This window comes from Stenotrophomonas sp., assembly GCF_059505245.1.
The window spans coordinates 64,110-87,085 of sequence record NZ_JCACKF010000042.1; the positions used below are offsets into that span (position 1 = coordinate 64,110).

The window sequence follows — 22,976 nt, forward strand, 5'->3', positions numbered from 1 at the left end:
GCGCCCTGGGGGGTCGGGGGTTGGTACGCCAACAACCACAAACCGGGGTCGGCCCGCCCGGGGCCGGCCTCCTCCACGGTTGGGGCGCCTGGGGTTGCCCGCCCCGCGCCCGGCACTACCCGGCAATGCAGAACGGCCCCGCTTTCGCGGGGCCGTTCCTCCAACTGCTGCAGATCAGGAGCCCCCCCTGAGTCAGGGGGGCGCGCCAACGGCGCGGGGGTCTGGGAGCATGGTTGGCATGGGGCCCACGGTTTGCAGAGCAAACCGTGGGGCGTCAGCGCGAATGCGCTTACGCACCATGCGCAGCGAGCTGACCCAGGCGCTGCACCGCGACCGAAACGGTCGGGTAGTCCAGGGTCTTCTGCTCGGCCAGTTCGGCCAGCATCGCCAGGGTGAAGCGCAGGCTGCTGTCGTCGCGACCCATCCAGGCCGCCACCTTTGCTTCAGCACTGCTGCCCTTGGTACCCAGCACCTGGCCCGCCAGGTTGCGGTGGTTGGCGGCCAGCTCGTCACGCAGCACGCCACGTGCCACCGCGTGCCAACGGCCATTGACCTCCAGCGCATCGACCTGCTCGAACAGCCACGGCAGCTGCAGGGCATCGCCCAGGCGGAAGTGGACCTTGGACACGTCCACCGGCTTCAGCTTGCGGGTACGGGCCAGTTCGATGATGTCGAACGCCGGCTCCAGGAAGTGCAGTTCGGCCAGCTGCTGCGCCAGCGCGGACGGCAGGCCCTTTTCCTTCCACTCGGCCACCAGGGCTTCGTAGGTCGGACGCTGCGAATCCGGCAGCACACCCGAGGCAACGCGGATATCGTTGAACGGGCCCTGGTAGCGGTTGACCGCTTCGGTGATGCCGGGCATCGCGCCGGGGCGCGACAGCAGCCAGCGCACGAACGAGCGCTGCAGCTTCCAGATCACTTCCAGGGCGTCGATCTGCACCGACTCCGGCACCTTGCCGTCGAGGGCATCGATCTGCGCCCACAGCGCGCGTGCATCCAGCGTTTCACGGCTGATGGTGTAGGCCTTGGCGACCTCGGCGATGGAACGGCCGGTGTCTTCCTGCATGCGCATCAGGAAGGTGGCGCCCATGCGGTTGATGGTCTGGTTGGTCACGGCCGTGGCGATGATTTCGCGCTTCAGGCGGTGACGCTCCATTGCGTCGGCATACTTCTTCTGCAGCGGGGTCGGGAAGTAGCGCTGCAGTTCCTTGGACAGGTACGGATCTTCCGGGATGTCCGAATCCAGCAGCTGGGCGAACGCCACCAGCTTGGAGTAGGACAGCAGCACCGACAGCTCCGGACGGGTCAGGCCCTGGCCGCGCGCCTTGCGCTGCGAGAGCTCGGCATCGGACGGCAGGAACTCGATCTGGCGATCAAGCAGGCCCTGCTGTTCCAGGGTACGGATGAAGTGCTGCTTGGAACCCAGGCGCTTGACCGCCATCCGCTCCATCAGGCTCAGCGCCTGGTTCTGGCGGTAGTTGTCGTTGAGCACCAGCTCGGCGACTTCATCGGTCATCGAGGCCAGCAGCTTGTTGCGCTGCTCGACGGTCAGCTTCTTGGCCCGCACCACATCGTTGAGCAGGATCTTGATGTTGACTTCATGGTCGGAGGTGTCGACACCGGCCGAGTTGTCGATGAAGTCGGTGTTGAGCAGCACGCCGGCCTGCGCGGCTTCGATGCGGCCCAGCTGGGTCATGCCCAGGTTGCCGCCCTCGCCCACGACCTTGCAGCGCAGCTCGCCACCATTCACGCGCAGCGCGTTGTTGGCACGGTCGCCGACATCGCTGTGCTGCTCGCTGGCGGCCTTGACGTAGGTACCGATGCCGCCGTTCCACAGCAGGTCGACCGGTGCCTTCAGGATCGCGCTCATCAGTTCGTTCGGCGACAGCGCCTTGACGTTCTCGTCCAGGCCCAGCGCTTCACGCACCTGCGGGGTGATCTCGATCGACTTCAGGCTGCGCGGGTACACGCCGCCGCCCTTGCTGATCAGCTTGGCATCGTAGTCCGCCCAGCTCGAACGCGGCACGGTGAACAGGCGCTCACGTTCGACGAACGTGGTGGCCGCGTCCGGGTTCGGGTCCAGGAAGATGTGGCGGTGATCGAACGCAGCCACCAGGCGGATGTGGCGCGACAGCAGCATGCCGTTGCCGAACACGTCGCCGGACATGTCGCCGACGCCGACCGCGGTGAAGTCCTGGCTCTGGCTGTCACGGCCCAGCGCACGGAAGTGGCGCTTGACCGACTCCCACGCACCGCGTGCGGTGATGCCCATGCCCTTGTGGTCGTAACCGACCGAACCACCGGAGGCGAACGCATCGCCCATCCAGAAGCCGTGCGCGATGGCCAGGCCGTTGGCGATGTCGGAGAAGGTCGCAGTGCCCTTGTCGGCGGCCACCACCAGGTACGGATCGTCCATGTCGTGGCGCACGACATCCACCGGCGGCACGATCTTGTTGTTGACGATGTTGTCGGTGATGTCCAGCAGGCCCTGGATGAACAGCTTGTAGCAGGCCACGCCGTTGGCGAAGATCGCATCACGGTCGCCGTTCACCGGCGGGGTCTTGGCGAAGAAGCCGCCCTTCGCGCCGACCGGCACGATGACAGTGTTCTTGACCATCTGTGCCTTGACCAGGCCCAGCACTTCGGTACGGAAGTCTTCGCGACGGTCCGACCAGCGCAGGCCACCACGGGCGACCGCGCCGAAGCGCAGGTGGGTACCTTCCACGCGCGGGCCGTAGACGAAGATCTCGCGGTACGGGCGCGGCTTCGGCAGGTCCGGCACCAGCGCCGAATCGAACTTGAAGCTGATGACATGGCCGTGCTGGCCGTTGGCATCGGTCTGGTAGTAGCTGGTACGCAGGGTCGCGTCGATCACGCCCATGAACGAGCGCAGGATGCGGTCCTCGTCCAGGCTGGACACGCGGTCCATCAGCTTCAGCAGCGCATCGCGCGCGGCCTGCATCTGCGCGTCGCGGTCACCCTTGCGGGCGTCGACCACGGTCTTGAGCACCTTCAGGGTGGCATCGTCACCGGCAGCCAGCACGTCGAAGTGGGCCTTCAGCTGGGCCTGGCCGGCGGCGATGTCGTCCTTGCTTTCGTGGCCGGTGGCCGGATCGAAGCGGGCTTCGAACAGCTCGACCAGCAGGCGGGCCAGCAGCGGGTAGCGCGCGAAGGTGCCTTCCACGTAGGCCTGGGAGAACGGCACGCCGGTCTGCAGCAGGTACTTGCAGTAGCCGCGCAGCATGGCGACCTGGCGCCAGTGCAGGCCGGCAGCCAGCACCAGGCGGTTGAAGCCGTCGTTCTCGGCATCGCCGTGCCAGACGCGGGCGAAGGTCTCGCCGAAGGCTTCATCGACACTGGCGGCATCGATCGCGCCGGCGGTCGACTCGACCTCGAAGTCCTGCACGTACACCGGGGCGTTGTCGACCGACAGGCGGTACGGACGCTCGGCGATCACGCGCAGGCCCATGTTTTCCATCATCGGCAGCGCGTCCGACAGCGGAATGTCGTCCAGCTGGCGATACAGCTTCAGGCGCAGGCCATCACCGCTTTCGCGCGGCACGGCCTGCAGGCTCAGGCGCAGGTCGTCCGGGCCGGTCAGGGCGTCGAGCTGGCTGACATCGTTGGCGGCAACCGCGGTGCTGTTGTCTTCGATGTAGCCGGCCGGCAGCGCCTTGCCGATACGGGCGGCGATGCGCAGTCCTTCGGTCTCGCCGTGGCGGGCCACCAGCGCTTCGCGCAGGTCGTCCTGCCAGTTGCGCAGCACCTGGGCCAGCTTCTGCTCCAGTTCGGCGGTATCGACGTCGAGCATCTCACCCGGCTTCGGGCGCACGATCAGGTGCACCTGGGCCAGCGGCGATTCGCCCAGCACCACCGAGCTGTCGACGTACTCGCCGTGCAGCGCGTCCTTCAGCATCGCCTCGATGCGCAGGCGCACGTCGGTGTTGAAGCGCTCACGCGGCAGGTAGACCAGCGCGGAGATGAAACGGCTGTACTTGTCGCGGCGCAGGAACAGGCGGCTGCGCACGCGCTCCTGCAGGCCCAGCACGCCCATCGCGGTGCGGAACAGTTCGTCCTCGCTGGACTGGAACAGTTCTTCGCGCGGCAGGGTTTCCAGGATGTGGCGCAGGGCCTTGCCACTGTGGCTGGCCGGGGCCAGGCCCGACTGCTTCATCACGTGCTCGTGGCGCTGGCGCACCAGCGGGATTTCCCACGGGCGGCGGTTGTAGGCGCTGGAGGTGAACAGGCCGAGGAAGCGCTGCTCGCCGATGATCTTGCCCTTGGCGTCGAATTCCAGCACGCCGATGTAATCCATGTAGCCAGCGCGATGCACGCGCGAACGGGCATTGGTCTTGGTCAGGATCAGCGCATCCTTCAGACCGGACGTGGTGTTCAGGCCCTGCGCGGCCAGGGTCTTGACCGGACGGGCGGCGGACTTGTCCTTGCCGCGCATCAGGCCCAGGCCGGTGTCGTTCAGCGGCGCCAGCACCTCTTCCTTGCCCTGCTTCTCGACGCGGTATTCGCGGTAGCCGAAGAAGGTGAAGTGGTTGTCGGCGGCCCAGCGCAGGAACTCCTGTGCTTCCTTGCGCGATGCGTCGTCGACCGGCAGCTGGCGGCTGCCGAGGTCGTCGGCCAGCGCCAGCGCCTTGTCCTTCATCGGCTGCCAGTCGCGCACGATCGCACGCACTTCGTCCAGCGCCTTGTTGATGGCCTGTTCGATGGCAGCCATGGCGTCGGCCGGCTGGCGGTCGATCTCCAGCAGCATCACCGACTCGGCATCGCCCTCGCCGACCTTGACCAGCTTGCCGGCCTTGTCGCGGGTGAAGTGCAGCACCGGGTGGCCCAGCACGTGGACACCCACGCCCTGCTCGGCCAGCGACATGGTGACGGTATCGACCAGGAACGGCATGTCGTCGTTGACGATCTGCAGCACGGTGTGCGGCGATTCCCAACCGTTGGCCTTCGCAGTCGGATTGAACACGCGGACGTTGGCCTTGCCGGCCTTGCGGGCACGGGCGAATTCCAGCGTCTCAGCCGCGAGCGCGGCCCACTCTTCAGCGCTGTGGTGCGGGAACTCGTCCGATTCCATGCGCTTGTAGAAGTCAGTGGCGAAGGCCACCGCTTCGGCCTGTGCGGCCGCGGGGTAGCGCTTGCGCAAGGCCGTGTACACCGGCTCCAGGGAGAAACCAGCGGTCACTGCGACCTCCGACTCTGCTGGTTTCGTCTTGTTTTTCACGGTCTTGGCTGCGGTTTTTTGCGGTTTCATGGCAGAGCGATGCGCTTGCTCAGTTGGGAAAATGAAATTGTAGCCCTACCGCACGAAAAGGCCTTGCTGCAGGACGGAATAAGCAGATTCGGGTTTGCTGCGGTTTAGACGCCTATTCAGTTCGCTCCGGTATGGAGCTGGCGCCTGCTTCAGCACTGCCGACAGGATCGGCAAAGCGTGTTACCGGAAGACACACGCGGCGACGCCGATTCGATTCCACAATCCTGAACTGGACGGTATAGTCCACCGCGTGAACCCGGCCTACCTCCCCGTTGCCCTCGACGCGCGCGATGAGCGCGTGTTCGATGCCGTGCGCAGACTGCTGGCCGAGCAGGGCATGCAGATGAGCATGGACGCGGTGGCCCAGCATGCCGGCTGCTCCAAGCAGACCCTGTACTCGCGCTACGGCAGCAAGCAGGAACTGCTGCGCCGGGTGATGCAGCGCCACGTCGGCCACGCCACCGGGGCCATGCTGCGTGCACTCCGCGGTGACGACCTGCGTGCCAGCCTTCTCCAGTTCGCCACCGACTTCCTGGAGCATTTCAACCAACCGCACGTAGGACAGGCCTGCCGGCTGATTGCAGCCGAGGCAGCCCAGTTTCCCGAAGAGGCGCGTACGCTGTACCGGCACGGTGCCGGCGCGCTGACGCTTCATCTTGCTGAATGGATTGAAACCGTTTGCATGCAAGGCCAGCTCCGGCATGACGACCCGCACTTCATGGCCGAACTGCTGCTGAGCATGATCGCCGGTCAGGATTTCGACAAACAGCGCTTCCATACCCCCCATCGTGATGACGCGCTCCTGCGTCGGCGCTGGGCAGAGTTCTCCGTCGACAGCTTCCTGCGCGCGTTCGCGCCACAGCCGTCGCCGGCCCCGTCTACAAACCAACCCCGGAGTTCCTCCTGATGACCGCCCCACTCCGCACCCTTGCCTTGACGTGCGCCGTTGCTGTCGCGCTGGCTGCCTGCAAGAAGCCGGAACAGCAGACGCCCCCGCCGCCGGAGGTGGGCGTGATCGACGCCAAGCCGCAGACCCTGCCGCTGCAGCGCGAGCTGGTCGGCCGCCTGTCGCCGTTCCGCAGCGCCGACGTCCGCGCACGCGTACCCGGCGTGCTGCTCAAGCGCGTTTACCAGGAAGGTTCGCAGGTCAAGCAGGGCCAGACCCTGTTCCTGATCGACCCGGCGCCGTTGCGTGCCTCGCTCAACGCCTCCGAGGCCCAGCTGGCTTCGGCCCGCGCCACCTACGCCAATGCCAAGGTCGCCGCCGATCGCGCGCGCTCGCTGGCGCCGCAGCAGTTCGTCTCCAAGTCCGACCTGGACAACGCCGAATCGGCCGAGCGCACCGCCCTGGCCGCCGTCAAGCAGGCCGAAGCGGCAGTGACCTCTTCGCGGATCAACCTGGGCTACGCCGAAGTGACCGCGCCGATCAGTGGCGTGGCCAACAAGCAGCAGGTCACCGAGGGCGCGCTGGTCGGCCAGGGCGATGTGACCCTGCTGACCACCGTTGACCAGCTCGACCCGCTGTATGTGAACTTCTCGCTGAGCGTGGATGAGCTGACCCAGCTTCGCGCGCAGCAGGCCAAGGGCTCGCTGGCGCTGTCCGGCGACGGCAAGGCCACGGTCAACGTCAAGCTGGCCGACGGCAGCACCTATGGTGAGCCGGGCACGCTGGACTTCTCCTCGACCACGGTCGACCCGGCCACCGGTGCGGTGTCGCTGCGTGCGCTGCTGCCGAACCCCCAGCAGATCCTGCTGCCGGGCGCCTTCGTCAGCTTCCAGGCCAACCTGGGCGAGCGCAACAATGCCTACCTGGTGCCGCAGCAGGCGCTGCTGCGTGACACCACCGGCGGCTACGTGATGGTGGTCGGTGCCGACGGCAAGGTGGTGCGCAAGAACGTGAAGACCGATGGCGCGCAGAACGGCAACTGGCTGGTCAGCGACGGCCTGGCCGCCGGTGACAAGGTGATCGTGGCCGGCGTGCAGAAGGTCAAGGAAGGTGCACCGGCGGTGGCCAAGCCGTGGACCCCGGGGCAGGACGCCAACGGCAAGCCTGCCGCAGGCGGCGCCGCTCCGGCGGGCGCAGCACCGGCGGCAGGCAAGGCACCGGCCGACGCGGCCAAGCCGGAACAGGCCGATGCGGCCAAGCCGGCCGCCACCGATTCGAACAAGCAGTAACGGGAACCTTCCGTCATGCCTAAATTTTTCATCGAACATCCAGTCTTCGCCTGGGTGGTTGCGATCCTGATCTCGCTCAGCGGCGTGATCGCGATCCTCAACCTGGGCGTGGAGTCCTATCCCAACATCGCCCCGCCGCAGGTCACCGTCTCGGCGACCTACCCGGGCGCCAGCGCGGACACCACCGAGAAATCGGTCACCCAGGTGATCGAGCAGCAGCTGACCGGTATCGATCACCTGCTGTACTTCAGCTCCTCGTCGGCCTCCAACGGCCGCGCGCAGATCACCCTGACCTTCGAGACCGGTACCGATCCGGACATCGCCCAGGTGCAGGTGCAGAACAAGGTGTCGCTGGCCACGCCACGACTGCCTTCGGAAGTGACCCAGCAGGGCGTGGTGGTGGCCAAGGCCAATGCCGGCTTCCTGATGGTGGTGGCGCTGCAGTCCGATACCCCGACCATCAACCGTGACGCCCTGAACGACATCGTCGGCTCGCGCGTGCTCGACCAGGTCTCGCGTATCCCCGGCGTCGGCAGCACCCAGCAGTTCGGTTCCGAGTACGCCATGAACATCTGGCTGAACCCGGAGAAGATGCAGGGCTATGGCCTGTCGGCCAGCCAGGTACTGGCCGCGGTACGTGCGCAGAACGTGCAGTTCGCCGCCGGTGCGCTGGGTTCGGACCCGTCGCCGGAAGGCCAGCACTTCACCGCCACGGTCTCGGCCGAAGGCCGCTTCAGCTCGCCGCAGGAATTCGAGAACATCATCCTGCGCGCCAACGCCGATGGCTCGCGCGTGCTGCTCAAGGACATCGCCCGCGTCGCCTTCGGTGCCAACAACTACGGCTTCGACACCCAGTACAACGGCAAGCCGACCGGCGCCTTCGCCATCCAGCTGCTGCCGGGCGCCAACGCCCTGAACGTGGCCGAAGCGGTGCGCGCCAAGATGGACGAGCTGCAGCCCAGTTTCCCGTCCGGGGTGACCTGGTTCTCGCCGTACGACAGCACCACCTTCGTCAAGATCTCGATCCAGGAAGTGGTCAAGACCCTGTTTGAAGCGGTCCTGCTGGTGTTCCTGGTGATGCTGATCTTCCTGCAGAACTTCCGCGCCACACTGATCCCGACCCTGGTCATCCCCGTCGCCCTGCTCGGTACCTTCCTGGGCATGTGGATGATCGGCTTCACGATCAACCAGCTGACCCTGTTCGCGATGGTGCTGGCGATCGGCATCGTGGTCGACGATGCGATCGTGGTGATCGAGAACGTCGAACGCATCATGAGCGAGGAAGGCCTGGCGCCGAAGCCGGCCACGCAGAAGGCAATGACCCAGATCACCGGCGCGGTGGTGGCGATCACCGTCGTGCTGGCGGCGGTGTTCATCCCGTCCGCCCTGCAGGGCGGCGCCGCCGGTGAGATCTACAAGCAGTTCGCCCTGACCATCGCCATCTCGATGGCGTTCTCGGCGTTCCTGGCACTGGGCTTCACCCCGGCGCTGTGCGCGACCTTCCTCAAGCCGACGCACAACGACAACCCGAACATCGTCTACCGCACCTTCAACAAGTACTACGACAAGATCAGCCACACCTACGTGGGCCACATCACCTCGGCGGTGCGCCATGCGCCGCGCTGGATGATCCTGTTCGTGGTGCTGACCGCGCTGTGCGGCTTCCTGTTCACCCGCATGCCGGGCAGCTTCCTGCCGGAAGAAGACCAGGGCTATGCGCTGGCGATCGTGCAGCTGCCGCCGGGCTCGACCAAGGGCCAGACCAACGAAGTGTTCGCGCAGATGCGTGGCATCCTGGAAAAGCAGGATGGCTATGAAGGCATGCTGCAGGTGGCCGGCTTCAGCTTCGTCGGTTCCGGCGAGAACGTGGGCATGGGCTTCATCCGCCTGAAGCCGTGGGAGGAACGCAAGTTCACCGCGCCCGAGTTCATCCAGAACATGAACGGCGCGTTCTACGGCATCAAGGAAGCGCAGATCTTCGTGGTCAACCTGCCCACCGTGCAGGGCCTCGGCCAGTTCGGCGGCTTCGACATGTGGCTGCAGGACCGCAGTGGTGCCGGCTACGAACAGCTGACCCAGGCGCGCAACATCCTGCTGGGCAAGGCCGCGCAGAAGCCCGAAGCCCTGGTCGGCGTGCGTCCGAACGGGCTGGAGAACGCCCCGCAGCTGCAGCTGCACGTGGACCGCGTGCAGGCGCAGTCGATGGGCATGTCGGTGTCGGACGTGTACAGCACCATCCAGCTGATGCTGGCCCCGGTCTATGTCAACGACTTCTTCTACGAAGGCCGCATCAAGCGCGTGACCATGCAGGCCGATGGCCCGTACCGCACCGGCCAGGAGTCGCTGAAGAGCTTCTACAGCCCCTCCACCCTGACCCAGAACGCCGATGGCACCAACGCGATGATCCCGCTCAACACGGTGGTCAAGTCCGAATGGGTGTCGGCACCGCCGTCGCTGAGCCGCTACAACGGCTACTCGGCGATCAACATCGTCGGCTCGCAGGCACCGGGCACCAGCTCGGGCGAAGCGATGCAGACCATGGAGAGCATCGTCAACGACGACCTGCCGGCCGGCTTCGGCTACGACTGGTCCGGCATGTCCTACCAGGAAATCCTGGCCGGCAATGCCGCCACGCTGCTGCTGGTGCTGTCCATCGTGGTGGTGTTCCTGTGCCTGGCCGCCCTGTATGAAAGCTGGTCGATCCCGGTGGCAGTGCTGCTGGTGGTGCCGCTGGGCGTGCTGGGCGCACTGGGCCTGTCGATGCTGCGCGGCCTGCCCAACGATCTGTTCTTCAAGATCGGCCTGATCACCGTGATCGGCCTGGCCGCGAAGAACGCGATCCTGATCGTGGAGTTCGCGGTGGAGCAGCGCGCAGCCGGCAAGAACCTGCGCGATGCCACCATCGAAGCGGCCCGCCTGCGCTTCCGCCCGATCCTGATGACCTCGTTCGCGTTCATCATGGGCGTGATCCCGATGGCGATCTCCACCGGCGCCGGCGCCAACTCCCGCCACGCCATCGGTACCGGCGTGATCGGCGGCATGCTGTTCGCCACCCTGCTCGGCCTGCTGATGATCCCGGTGTTCTTCGTGGTCGTGCGCCGCATGCTGGGCGACAAGCTGGATGAACCGTCCAAGGAGTTCATGGAACGCCAGCGCGACGCGGATGCTGCACACCGCCCGGATCGTTGATCCGGCAGTGCGCTGAAACGAAAAGGCCCCGGAGCGATCCGGGGCCTTTTTCTTGCCGCCTTTGAATTCATGCCAACCAAGGTTGGCATCTACCAGGGCAACGGCATGCCCGGTAGCCGCCAACCTTGGTGGGCTCCGTTCGAGTCACGTCTCAGCGCAACAGCGCGACCACCACGCACACTGCCACGATTACCAGTGCAGCCCACTGCATCGGCACGAAAAAGAAATGATGGGGCGCCACTTCGCCCTTCTGCCGGGGTGCCCGGTTGAGCCACAGGCCCAGCAGCACGTTCACCGCCACGCCAATGCTGGCACCCAGCAACACCTGCGAGAGTGGGGTGTTGCCCTTGGGGCCTGCGTGCGGGAAGAAATACGCCAGCAGCAGGATCGCTGCGATCGGCGTGATCAGTGTCAGGATTCCCCAACCACGATAGATCATCTGTGCAGACCGTATGGAAACGGCCTGCATTGGAACAGATCCGGCATCGTTCGGCCAAGAGCACAGCGCATCCACGCGTGGCGCGGATCGACCGGCCGCGCCGCCCTTGCAGCGGCGCGGCCGTTGCGTCTCAGCGCAGTCCGGTCTCGTTGCGGGCGATCACCAGGCGCTGGATTTCCGAGGTGCCTTCATAGATCTCGGTGATCTTGGCATCACGGAAGTAACGCTCCAGCGGCATCTCCTTCGAGTACCCCATGCCGCCGTGGATCTGCACCGCCTGGTGGGTGATCCACATCGCCGCTTCCGAGGCGGTGAGCTTGGCGATGGCGGCTTCGTTGCTGAAGCGCTTGCCCTGGCCCTTCACCCAAGCCGCGCGCAACGTCAGCAGCAGCGCTGCATCCAGCTTGCACTTCATGTCGGCAATCTTGGCCTGGGTCATCTGGAAGGTGCCGATGGCGGCACCGAAGGCCTTGCGCTCCTTCACGTACTCCAGGGTCGCTTCATAGGCGGCACGGGCGATGCCGATGGCCTGCGAGGCGATACCGATGCGGCCGGCATCGAGCACGCTCATGGCGATCTTGAAGCCCTCGCCTTCCTGGCCCAGCACGTCCTCGGCCTGCGCCACGTAATCATTGAACTCGATCTCGCAGGTGGCCGAGGCGCGGATGCCCAGCTTGGGCTCGGTCTTGCCACGACCGAAACCGGCCTTGTCGGTATCGATGAGGAAGGCGGTGATGCCGCGCGCGCACTTGTCCGGCTCGCTCATCGCGAACAGCACGATGTACTTGGCCACCGGGCCGGAGGTGATCCAGCTCTTCTTGCCATTGATGACGAAGGTGCCGTCGGCCTGTTTCACCGCGCGGCAGCGCATGGCAGTGGCATCGGAACCGGACTGCGGCTCGGTCAGCGCGAACGCGCCGATGGCGGTGCCTTCGGCGATGGCACGCACGTAGGTCTGCTTCTGCTGCTCGGTACCGTGGGTGAGGATGCCGTTGCAGAACAGCGAGTTGTTGACCGACATGATGGTCGAGTGAGCGGCGTCGGCGGCGGCGACCTCCACCATCGCCAGCACGTACGCAACCGGGTCCATGCCCGCACCGCCGTACTCGGTCGGCACTTCGATGCCCATCAGGCCGTTCTCGCCCAGCAGGCGGATGTTGTCCAGCGGGAACTCGCCGGTACGGTCATGGTGCTCCGCGCTGGGGGCGATCTTTTCCTGCGCGATGCGCCGCGCCACGTCCTGCAGCATCAACTGCTCTTCGGTAAAGCTGAAATCCACAACACCCTCCCGGGTACATGAAGTTATGGGCCGCACACGGCGCGCCCAGGTGCTCCGATTGTACCGGGGGCCGGCTGCTTCCGTACGCTGGCGACTTGACCGCGGCAGGCCCTTTCGGCGAATATATCTCTATATCGCGATAGGTAGATATTTATGGATCTGGAAGACTGGTCGACCCGCCTGAAGGTGTTCGCCGATGCCACCCGCGTGCGCCTGCTGGCGCTGCTGGAGCAGGAGGAACTGACCGTGGCCGAACTGTCGGCAATCACCCGGCTGGCGCAGCCGCGCGTGTCCACCCACCTGGCGCGCCTGAAGGAAGCCGGCCTGGTCCGCGACCGCCGTGCCGGCGTGTCGGCCTACTACCGTTTCGACGAAGCCCAGCTGGACCCGGCGCAGCGTGCATTGTGGCATGCCTTGAGCAACGGAAGCGACGACCCGTTGCTGCGCCAGGATGCCGAGCGCGTGGCTGCAGTGCTGGCCCACCGCGCCTCGGACCAGAACTGGGCCGACAGCGTGGCCGGCGACATGGAGCGCCACTACTCTCCGGGCCGTACCTGGGAGGCGCTGGCGCGCACCGCCTTGCCGTTGCTGGAGACCGGCGACGTGCTGGACATCGCCTCCGGTGACGGCGTGCTGGCCGAACTGGTCGCCCCCCACGCCAAGCGCTACATCTGCATCGATACCAGCGCGCGCGTGGTCGCCGCTGCCAGCGAGCGCCTGCGCCGGCTGCCCAATGTGGAAGTCCGCGAGGGTGACATGCATGCCCTGCCGTTCAAGGACGGCAGCTTCGACCTGGTGGTGCTGATGCACGCGCTGACCTATGCCAGCAAGCCGGCGCAGGCCGTAACCGAAGCCGCACGCGTGCTGCGCCCGGGCGGCCGCCTGCTGTTGTGCAGCCTGGCCCGTCACGAGCACAAGGCAGCGGTGGAGGCCTATGGCCACGTCAACCTCGGCTTCAGCGACAAGGAGCTGCGCAAGTTCGTCGACAAGGCCGGCCTGCAGGTGTCCAGCCTGGAAACGGTCACCCGCGAGAAGCGTCCGCCGCACTTCGAAGTGATTTCGCTGATCGCCAACAAGCCCTGAGCCCGAGACCACCATGCCCGCCCTGCCCTGGCTACATCCTGATCGTGCAAACGCCCTGCTCCACGCCCTGCGCGAGCGGATCCTGATCATCGACGGCGCGATGGGCACGATGATCCAGCGCCATGGCCTGCAGGAAGACGACTACCGCGGCGAGCGATTCGCCGGTGGCTATGACCATGCGCACGGTCCCGGCTGCGACCACGGCACGCCGGAAGGCCATGACCTGAAGGGCAACAACGACCTGCTGCTGCTGACCCGGCCGCAGGTCATCGCCGACATCCATACCGCATACCTGGACGCCGGGGCGGATCTGGTCGAGACCAACACCTTCAACGCCACTTCGGTCAGCCAGGCCGACTACCACCTCGAACACCTGGTGTACGAGCTGAACAAGGCCGGCGCCGCCGTTGCACGCGCCTGCTGCGATGCGGTGGCTGCGGCCACGCCGGGCAAGCCGCGCTTCGTGATCGGGGTGATCGGTCCCACCAGCCGCACCGCTTCGATCAGTCCCGACGTCAACGATCCGGGCTTCCGCAACACCAGCTTCGACGAGTTGCGCGACACCTATCGCGAAGCCATCGAGGGCCTGATCGATGGCGGCGCCGACACCCTCATGGTCGAGACCATCTTCGACACGCTCAATGCCAAGGCCGCGCTGTATGCGCTGGAGGAGGCCTTCGACGCGCGTGGTGCACGCCTGCCGGTGATGATCTCCGGCACCATCACCGACGCCTCCGGGCGCACCCTGTCCGGGCAGACCGCCGAGGCCTTCCATGCGTCACTGGCGCATGCGCGCCCGCTGTCGATCGGCTTGAACTGCGCGCTGGGCGCCGAGGCGATGCGCCCGCACGTGGAAACCCTCTCGCAGGTCGCCGACTGTTACGTCAGCGCACATCCCAACGCCGGCCTGCCCAACGCCTTCGGCGAGTACGACGAAACGCCTGAAGAGATGGCCACCACCCTGCGCGGCTTCGCCGAGGATGGCCTGTTGAACCTGGTCGGCGGCTGCTGCGGCTCCACCCCCGACCACATCCGTGCGATCGCCCGCGCCGTGGCCGGGCTGCCGCCGCGCGCCCTGCCCGGTGTCCAGGAGCAGGCCGCATGAATGTCGCCGCCACCGTTCCACACTTCCCGCCCTCTTGCTGTTGAGCCGACGCCTGCCATGACGCCTGTCCGCCCTACCCGCCTGTCCGGCCTGGAACCCCTGGTCATCACTCCGGACCTGCTGTTCATCAACGTCGGCGAACGCACCAACGTCACCGGCAGTGCGCAGTTCCGCAAGCTCATCAAGGAAGGCCGCTACGAAGAAGCGGTGGACGTCGCCCGCCAGCAGGTCGCCAGCGGCGCGCAGATCCTCGACGTCAACATGGACGAGGGCCTGATCGATTCGGAAGCGGCGATGACCCGCTACCTCAACCTGATCATGTCCGAGCCGGACATCGCCCGCATCCCGGTCATGGTCGACTCCTCCAAGTGGAGCGTGATCGAGGCCGGGCTGAAGTGCCTGCAGGGCAAGAGCGTGGTCAATTCGATCTCGCTGAAGGAAGGCGAGGCGCTGTTCCGCGAACACGCGCGCAAAGTCCTGCGCTATGGCGCCGCCGCGGTGGTCATGGCCTTCGATGAAAGCGGGCAGGCCGATACCTGCGCGCGCAAGGTCGAGATCTGCACCCGCGCCTACCGCATCCTGGTCGACGAGATCGGCTTCCCGCCGCAGGACATCATCTTCGACCCGAACATCTTCGCCGTCGCCACCGGCATCGAAGAGCACGACAACTATGCGGTGGACTTCATCGAAGCCACCCGCATCATCAAGCAGACCCTGCCGTACTGCCACGTCTCCGGCGGCGTCTCCAACGTCTCGTTCTCGTTCCGCGGCAACGAAACGGTGCGCCAGGCCATCCACTCGGTGTTCCTCTACCACGCCATCGCCGCCGGCATGGACATGGGCATCGTCAACGCCGGCGCCATGCCGATCTACGACGAGCTGGAGCCTGAGCTGCGCGAGCGCGTCGAGGACGTGATCCTCAACCGCCGCAGCGATGCCACCGAGCGCCTGCTGGAGATCGCCGAGCGCTACAAGGGCAGCAAGGGCGCGGCGAAGACCGAGGACCTGGCCTGGCGCGGGAAGCCGGTGGCGCAGCGCCTGGCACATGCGCTGGTGCACGGCCTGGATGCCTTTGTCGAGGAAGACACCGAGCTGGCCCGGCAGGCCTCCAGCCGCCCGCTGGACGTGATCGAGGGCCCGCTGATGGACGGCATGAACATCGTGGGCGACCTGTTCGGTGCCGGCAAGATGTTCCTGCCGCAGGTGGTGAAATCCGCACGCGTGATGAAGAAGGCGGTGGCCTACCTGCTGCCGTACATCGAGGCGGAGAAGGCACGCAGCGGTGATACCGCCAAGAGCAATGGCAAGATCATCATGGCGACGGTGAAGGGCGATGTGCATGACATCGGCAAGAACATCGTCGGCGTGGTCCTGGCCTGCAACAACTTCGAGGTGGTCGACCTGGGCGTGATGGTGCCGGCGCAGAAGATCCTCGATGCCGCCCGCGAGCACAACGCCGACCTGGTCGGCCTGTCCGGACTGATCACCCCGTCGCTGGAGGAGATGAGCCACGTCGCCCGCGAGATGGAGCGCCAGGGTTTCGACCTGCCGCTGCTGATCGGCGGCGCCACCACCTCGCGCGCACACACCGCGCTGAAGATCGACCCGCATTACAAGGCCCCGACGGTATGGGTGAAGGACGCCTCGCGCGCGGTGGGCGTGGCCCAGTCGCTGATCTCGCGCGACCTGCGCGAGGCCTTCGTCGCCGCCAACGAGGCCGACTATGCCGAAATCCGCGCGCGCCATCGCAACCGTGGCGACGCCAAGCGCCTGGTCACGCTGGAGCATGCACGCGCGCAGAAGTTCCAGGGTGGCTGGGACAGTTACACGCCACCGGCACCGAACCAGCCCGGCCTGCATGTGTTCGACGACTACCCGTTGGCCGAACTGGTCGACTACATCGACTGGACACCGTTCTTCCAGGCCTGGGAACTGGCCGGCAAGTTCCCGGCCATCCTCACCGACGAGATTGTCGGCACCCAGGCCAGCGAGCTGTACCGCGATGCGCGCGCGATGCTCGAGCGCATCGTCGGCGAGAAGTGGCTGACGGCCAAGGCCGTGTTCGGCCTGTGGCCGGCCAACAGCATCGGCGACGACGTCCGCGTGCAGCACCCGCAGGGCGAAACCACCCTGCACTTCCTGCGCCAGCAGGTAGACAAGCCTGCCGAGCGCCCGGACTTCTGCCTGGCCGATTTCATCGCGCCCCTCGACAGTGGCAAGCAGGACTGGATCGGCGCGTTCGCAGTCACTGCCGGTATCGGCATCGACGCGCACGTCGCGCGCTTCGAGGCCGAGCATGACGACTACAACGCGATCCTGCTGAAAGCACTGGCCGACCGCCTCGCCGAGGCGCTGGCCGAGCGCCTGCACCAGCGCGTGCGTACCGAATTCTGGGGCCATGAGCGCGCCGAGGCGCTGGACAACGACGCCCTGATCGACGAGCAGTACCGCGGTATCCGGCCGGCGCCTGGCTATCCGGCCTGCCCGGAACACAGCGAGAAACGGCGCCTGTTCGACCTGCTGCAGGCCGAAGCAAACGCCGGCATGGAATTGACCGAGAGCTTCGCGATGCTGCCCACGGCCGCTGTCTCGGGCTACTACTTCAGCCATCCGCAGAGCCAGTACTTCGTGGTCGGCCGGCTCAGCCGCGAACAGGTCAGCGACTACGCCCGCCGCAAGGGCGTGGACCGCGCCCAGGCCGAACGCTGGCTGGCCTCCAACCTCGACTACGACCCCGAATGACACAAAAAGGGGACGGAGGGGATTAAGTCGTTTATGCATTCGCGACTTAATTCCCTCCGTCCCCTTTTTTGCCTCATCATTCCGCGATGACCGTTCCCGTTGCACGCCTCTCCAGCTTCTACCTGTTCTACTACGCGGCGCTGGGCGCGTTCACGCCGTACTGGAGCCTGTTCCTGAGCGCGCGCGGCATGAGCGTGACGGCCATCAGCGTGATGATGGGCCTGTGGTACGCCACCCGCGTGATCGCGCCCAGCACCTGGACCTCGCTGGCGGCCGCATCGCCACGACCGATCCGCCTGCTGCGCGCGGGCTGCGTGCTGACCCTGCTCAGCTTCGCGGTATTCCTGCTGCCGCTGCCACAGCCGTGGATGTACCCGGCGATGGTGGTGTTCTGCTTCTTCTACAACGCGGTGATGCCGCAGTTCGAGTCGATCACCCTCACCCATCTGGGCAACGACAGCCATCGCTACGGGTTGATCCGGGTCTGGGGCTCGCTCGGCTTCATCGCCGTCGTGACCCTGTTCGGCTGGCTGATCGAAGATGACGGCACGGCCAACCACGCCGGGCTGCTGCCGTGGATGATGCTGCCACTGTTCGCGCTGCTGGTCGCCTCGGCCTTCAGCAACCACTACGCGCGCGGCGTCGGCAAGACCGGCGGCGACGCCAGCGGCTTCTGGCAGATCGTGCGCCGACCGCCGGTGCTGGCGTTCTTCCTGGCCGCCTTCATGGAGCAACTGTCTTTCGGCCCGTACTACACGTTCTTTTCGGTCTACATGGACCATCACGGCTACCGCACCTCCACCCTGGGCCTGTTTTGGACCATCGGTGTGGTCTTCGAAGTGGGCGTGTTCTTCACCATCGGCCGCTTCTTCCGCCGCTATGACGCCAGCTGGATGCTGTTGATCGCGCTGGTCAGTTCCTGCCTGCGCTGGGCCGTGACCGCACTGTTCCCGGAAAACCTGCCGGTGATGCTGCTGGCGCAGAGCGCGCACGCGCTGGGCTTTGCGGCGTTCTTCGCAGCAGCGATGCAGATGTTGGCGACCTACTTCCCCGGTCGCCTCAATGGGCATGGCCAGGGGCTGCTGTACGGATTCTCGTCCGGTGTCGGCGGTGTGCTCGGCGCACTCATTGCCGGCCAACTGTGGAAGATCGACGATGGTCGCACCGCGTTCCTGGCCGGCAGCGGCTTCGCCCTGATTGGTGCCCTGCTCTGTTTCTTCGCACTGAGCCTGCCGCTCATACGTGCGCGACGGAACAGCCACGCGCGCTGACCCCTGCCCGGCTCAGCGCTGCAACAGAACCTGTTGCAGCGAGGGCAGCAGCACCCGATTGCCATGCGCACTGAGATGATCGCCATCGAAGAACAGCGGCCGCCCATCGCGCTGGGCTGGACATAACGCGTCGTCGCACAGCACCGGCATCGGGTCCCACAGCACGCCACCTGGCAGTCCATCGACCACCTGCTGCAGGCTGCCCAGCATGGGTGCCCGCAACGTTTCCATCGCGACGCGCGTGCTGTCCAGGCCGTTGCGGCAGACCTCGTTGCGGGCATTGAAGCGGTCCGAGCAGCGATAAGGAGGCGCTGGCAGCACTGGCTTGGGCGCCTCCAGCACGATGCGCACGCCACGCTCGGCCAGGGGTCTCCACTGCGCGACCGCCTCGGCCACTTCGGCGTCGCGTCCTGCCGCGGCCTCTGCCGTCAGTTCGCCCGCCAGCTGCGCCTGCGCATCGAACAGCACGAACTGATCGGAAAGGCGTGGCACGCGCAACGACACCAGCACCACGGCATCCCCCGGCTGCGCACGCCGCGCGATATCGGCGAACACCGCGGCGTCGAAATCAGCGCAACCGGCACCGGCACCGCGCCACTTCTGCAGGCTCACCTGCGGGCATCCGCCGCGGCCATAGAGGGAGACCGCCGAGCCGGTTTCCAGGGCCAGTCGCTGCAGCAGTTCGATGTAGGCCATCGCATGCGAATCACCAGCAACGAACACCCGCTTCGGCGCGCCAACCGGTAGCGGGCGGTCGCAGTCTCCACGCGCAAAGGTGCGCGCACTACCGCCTTCGAAACGATGCTTGGCGACCACCAGTGCGCACTCGGGATAGTCACCGGCCACGCTCTTGCCATTGGGGTACCAATCGGCCGGATGCCGGCTGACCGTACTCAACGACAGCCGCGGCGCCTGCAGGTAGAGCACTGTCTGGATGCCGGCGGCGCACAGCAGTACGACCGCGCCGGCCAGCACCCAACGCCCGGGACGCAGGCGCTGCGCCAACGTGCCGCGGAACGGCTGTTCCACCCAGCGCCACGACAGCCATGACAGCAGCAGCACCAACGCCATCGCGGCGGTCATCTGCAAGGGTGTCTGCAAGCCCACGGTCCAGCGCATCAGCACGAACACCGGCCAGTGCCACAGGTACAGCGAGTACGACAGCTGGCCGATACGGCGCATCGGGGCGCTGGCCAACAGGCGCGCCACCCATGCCTGCGGATGATGATGCAGCGCCCACAGCAGGCCCGCGGTGGCGAAGGCCGGCAGCACGCCGTCAGGCCACGGTGACCGCCCGGCACGCGCGGACCACAACGCCCACCCCAGCAGGCCCAGCGCCACCATGGCCAGCAGGGAGAACACCGGCGCGGCGCGCTTCAGTGCCTGGCCGGTTGCCGGGTCCAGCGATTCGCGCACATGCAGCAGCTGGAACAGCAGCACGCCCACCCCCAGTTGCCAGAGGCGGGTGCTGGTGGCATAGAACGCCCACGATGGCGGCGCCTCGCGCAGACCCAGCACCGCCGCATGCAGCAGCGACGCCATGCTGACCAGGGCGAACAGGCCCAGGCTGATCCAGCGCCCGCGTGCACCGCGCGCCCAAGCCAGGAACAGCAGCGGGAACAGCAGGTAGAACTGCTCTTCCACGCCCAGCGACCAGGTATGGGTGTAGGGATTGAATTCGGCCCTGGGCGCGAAATAGTCGTTGCCGATCGCTGCCAGCACCCAGTTGCTGAAGCCGAAGAACGCCATCAGTCCGGTCCTGTCACTGGCTTCGCTGAGCCAGGACTCGGGAATGAACAGCACGCTTGCCACGGCAGTCAGCAACAGGCAAGCCAACAGCGCCGGCGCGATGCGACGGATGCGGCGCGCATAGAAGCGCAGCATCGACTGCCCCAGCGACAGCGGCGGCAGCCGGTGTACCGACGCGCTGACCACGAAACCGGAGATGACGAAGAACACATCCACGCCGGTGAACCCGCCTGGCAACCAGGCCGGGTCCAGGTGGAACACGATGACGGCCAGCACAGCGATCGCGCGCAGGCCGTCAATGTGCGGCACGTAGCCACGGCTTGGATCAGCGGTCATCCCTTCCCCCACGGCCGCGACGGCAGCGCGCCCGCGGCGGTCACGCGTTTACCAGACCAGGTCGTCCGGCACCTGGTACTGCGGGTCCGCGTACGGATCTTCCTCGGCCGGCGCATTCGGATCGACCTTCAGCGCCACCGATGCGGCGAACACCGCCTCGCACTGCGCCAGCACCTCGGCGGTCACCAGCAGGTAGCGGCCATTGAGCTGGACCACACCCAGCTCACCGGCGTTGAGCGCGGTCAGCTGTTCGGCGGTTACATAGATGCGCTTGATCTTGCCGCCGTAGGGGAAGTGGCGGGCAATGTCCGCCGCTTCGGCATTCAGGCCCTTGTCCTTCAGCAGTTCTTCCAGCTTGGCCTTGGCCTCGCGGCGCACACGCGCCTCTTCCTGCTTCAGGCGCTCGGTTTCGATGCGCTCTTCCTTTTCCTTCTGCGCGCGGATGGCGTAGGCCTTGGCCAGGTCCATCTCTTCTGCGCTGCGCGGCTTGCGCGGGCCCTGCTGGCCCGGGCCACGCGACTGGCCAGGCTTGCCCGGGCCGCCATGGCCAGGACCACGACGCTGGCCGGGCTTGTGCTCGCCCTTGCCAGCGCCCTGCGGCTTTCCATTGCCGTTGCCACCCTTGCCCTGCGGGCGGCCGTCACGGCGGGGGCCATCATTCTTGCGCTCTGGCTTGGGCGCAGGCTTGAAGCCCAGGCCCATCAGCTGGTCGCGGAGGGTATCGCTCATAGGATTCGGATCAGTAGTGCGGCGGCGGCGGTTCGCTCGCCGGATCGGAAGAATTCAGCGCGTTGCGGACCTTGCCCAGATCTTCCAGCAGCACACGCAGCACGTCGGCGTTGCGCATGCCCTGCATGCGGGCATCGGCCAGCGCATCGCTCAGTTCGGCCAGCGCCTGTTCCTGGAAGGACACGCGCATTTCCAGTTCGACCAGGCGCGCTTCCAGCGCCTGCTCGCGTTCGGTTGGCAGCAGATCAGACATGCAGCGAGCGCCCCCGGCCAATGCCGTAATACGCCAGGCCCGCTGCTTCCACGTCCGCCGGCTCGTACAGGTTGCGGCCGTCGAACACCACCGCGTCCTTCAACTGCTCGCGCAGCGTCTGGAAATCGGGGCTGCGGAACTGCTTCCACTCGGTCACCACGACCAGTGCATCGGCGCCCTGCAGCGCCTCGTTGGCATTGCTGCAGAACACCAGGTCATCGCGTTCACCGAAGATGCGCTGCGCCTCATGCATCGCTTCGGGATCGTAGGCACGCACCGTCGCACCGCCTTCCCACAGTTGCGCCAGCAGGCGTCGGCTGGAGGCTTCGCGCATGTCGTCGGTGTTTGGCTTGAATGCCAGGCCCCACACGGCAAAGGTCTTGCCACGCACGCCTTCGTCCTCGCCCTTGTCGTAATGGCGCTGGACCAGGGCGAACAGATGGCCCTTCTGCGCATCGTTGACCGCTTCCACGGCGTTCAGCAGTTTAGGCTCCAGGCCGGCCTGCTGCGCGGTGCGGGCCAGCGCCTGCACATCCTTGGGGAAGCACGAGCCACCATAGCCGGCGCCCGGGTAGATGAAATGCCAGCCGATGCGCGGATCCGAGCCGATGCCCTGGCGGACCTGCTCCACATCGGCGCCGACACGTTCGGCGATGTTGGCGATTTCGTTCATGAACGAAATCTTGGTCGCCAGCATCGCGTTGGCGGCGTACTTGGTCAGCTCGGCCGAGCGCACGTCCATTTCCACCACGCGGTCGTGGTTGCGGTTGAACGGTGCATACAGGCGCCGCATCACCGCCACCGACTCGGCGCTGGTCGCACCGATGATGATGCGATCCGGACGCATGCAGTCGGCAACGGCGTCGCCTTCCTTCAGGAATTCCGGGTTGGATACCACGTCGAAGGCGATGTCGGCGCCACGTGCCGCCAGCTCTGCGGCAATGGCGGCACGGACCTTGTCGGCGGTGCCCACCGGCACCGTCGACTTGTTGACCACCACGGTCGGCACGCTCATGTGCTGGCCGATGGTGCGGGCCACGGCCAGCACGTACTGCAGATCAGCGCTGCCATCCTCGTCCGGCGGCGTGCCGACGGCGATGAACACGACCTGGCCGTGGCCGATCGCGGCTGCGGCATCGGTGGTGAAAGTCAGCCGCGACGCGGCGTGATTGGCCTTCACCATCGGTTCCAGGCCCGGCTCATAGATCGGGATGATGCCCTGGTTGAGGCCATCGACCTTGGCCTGGTCGATATCGACGCAGACCACCTGGTGGCCGACATCGGCCAGGCAGGTACCGGTCACCAGCCCTACGTAACCGGTACCGAAAATCGCAACGCGCATGTCCGTGCTGGCTCCGTG

The 22,976-nt window shown here is 66.3% G+C and carries 14 protein-coding genes; 7 read left to right on the plus strand and 7 right to left on the minus strand.

From position 1 onward, the window contains the following. Positions 1-289: 289 nt before the first annotated feature. Positions 290-5,266 (minus strand): NAD-glutamate dehydrogenase, encoded by a 4,977-nt coding sequence (locus tag AC5JLE_RS16045; RefSeq protein ID WP_262217560.1) that lies wholly within the window; start codon positions 5,264-5,266, stop codon positions 290-292. Between the two features lie 250 nt (positions 5,267-5,516). On the opposite strand from AC5JLE_RS16045, the gene AC5JLE_RS16050 reads away from it, so the two are divergent. The 3 genes from AC5JLE_RS16050 to AC5JLE_RS16060 are packed head-to-tail and all read left to right on the plus strand — an operon-like array spanning position 5,517 to position 10,630. Continuing rightward, positions 5,517-6,173 carry a TetR/AcrR family transcriptional regulator gene (locus tag AC5JLE_RS16050; protein ID WP_046431559.1) on the plus strand — a complete coding sequence of 219 codons (657 nt, stop codon included), beginning with the start codon at positions 5,517-5,519 and terminating at the stop codon, positions 6,171-6,173. Next, a complete protein-coding gene (locus AC5JLE_RS16055; RefSeq protein ID WP_032962064.1) occupies positions 6,173-7,441 on the plus strand; it encodes an efflux RND transporter periplasmic adaptor subunit in 1,269 nt (422 codons plus the stop codon). Before AC5JLE_RS16050 ends, AC5JLE_RS16055 begins: the two co-directional genes overlap by 1 nt. A gap of 15 nt (positions 7,442-7,456) precedes the next feature. Next, entirely contained in the window at positions 7,457-10,630 is a 3,174-nt protein-coding gene (locus AC5JLE_RS16060; RefSeq protein ID WP_046431562.1) for a multidrug efflux RND transporter permease subunit, read from the plus strand. 151 nt (positions 10,631-10,781) lie between these two features. On the opposite strand, the gene AC5JLE_RS16065 is transcribed toward AC5JLE_RS16060, so the two are convergent. Both AC5JLE_RS16065 and AC5JLE_RS16070 read right to left on the minus strand, forming a co-directional pair. Then, positions 10,782-11,069: a hypothetical protein gene (locus AC5JLE_RS16065; protein ID WP_496065464.1), complete on the minus strand. Its 288-nt coding sequence runs from the start codon at positions 11,067-11,069 to the stop codon at positions 10,782-10,784. A gap of 130 nt (positions 11,070-11,199) precedes the next feature. Beyond that, complete coding sequence (locus AC5JLE_RS16070) at positions 11,200-12,348, minus strand: acyl-CoA dehydrogenase family protein (RefSeq protein ID WP_496065465.1); 1,149 nt, start codon at positions 12,346-12,348, stop codon at positions 11,200-11,202. A gap of 153 nt (positions 12,349-12,501) precedes the next feature. Between AC5JLE_RS16070 and AC5JLE_RS16075 the strand changes: the two genes are divergently transcribed. From AC5JLE_RS16075 to AC5JLE_RS16090, 4 genes are all read left to right on the plus strand, one after another. Then, positions 12,502-13,431, plus strand: coding sequence for an ArsR/SmtB family transcription factor (locus AC5JLE_RS16075; RefSeq protein WP_014037755.1), 930 nt, complete (start codon positions 12,502-12,504; stop codon positions 13,429-13,431). A gap of 13 nt (positions 13,432-13,444) precedes the next feature. Beyond that, complete coding sequence (locus AC5JLE_RS16080; protein ID WP_414934714.1) at positions 13,445-14,536, plus strand: homocysteine S-methyltransferase family protein; 1,092 nt, start codon at positions 13,445-13,447, stop codon at positions 14,534-14,536. Positions 14,537-14,593: 57 nt separating this feature from the next. Then, positions 14,594-17,278: a methionine synthase gene (metH, locus tag AC5JLE_RS16085; RefSeq protein ID WP_496065466.1), complete on the plus strand. Its 2,685-nt coding sequence runs from the start codon at positions 14,594-14,596 to the stop codon at positions 17,276-17,278. Between the two features lie 86 nt (positions 17,279-17,364). After that, positions 17,365-18,549: an MFS transporter gene (locus tag AC5JLE_RS16090; RefSeq protein ID WP_496065467.1), complete on the plus strand. Its 1,185-nt coding sequence runs from the start codon at positions 17,365-17,367 to the stop codon at positions 18,547-18,549. 12 nt (positions 18,550-18,561) lie between these two features. Here AC5JLE_RS16090 and AC5JLE_RS16095 read toward each other — a convergent pair whose 3' ends face one another. The 4 genes from AC5JLE_RS16095 to AC5JLE_RS16110 are packed head-to-tail and all read right to left on the minus strand — an operon-like array spanning position 18,562 to position 22,958. Beyond that, a complete protein-coding gene (locus AC5JLE_RS16095; RefSeq protein ID WP_164166458.1) occupies positions 18,562-20,634 on the minus strand; it encodes an acyltransferase family protein in 2,073 nt (690 codons plus the stop codon). 48 nt (positions 20,635-20,682) lie between these two features. Then, complete coding sequence (locus tag AC5JLE_RS16100) at positions 20,683-21,363, minus strand: DUF2058 domain-containing protein (protein WP_049408561.1); 681 nt, start codon at positions 21,361-21,363, stop codon at positions 20,683-20,685. Positions 21,364-21,373: 10 nt separating this feature from the next. Further along, on the minus strand, positions 21,374-21,616 hold the full coding sequence (locus tag AC5JLE_RS16105; protein WP_005410256.1) for a SlyX family protein: 243 nt from the start codon (positions 21,614-21,616) through the stop codon (positions 21,374-21,376). Then, the gene (locus AC5JLE_RS16110; RefSeq protein ID WP_032962083.1) at positions 21,609-22,958 is read right to left on the minus strand and encodes a UDP-glucose dehydrogenase family protein; all 1,350 of its coding nucleotides are present in this window, start codon (positions 22,956-22,958) and stop codon (positions 21,609-21,611) included. Before AC5JLE_RS16110 ends, AC5JLE_RS16105 begins: the two co-directional genes overlap by 8 nt. Positions 22,959-22,976: the final 18 nt, after the last annotated feature.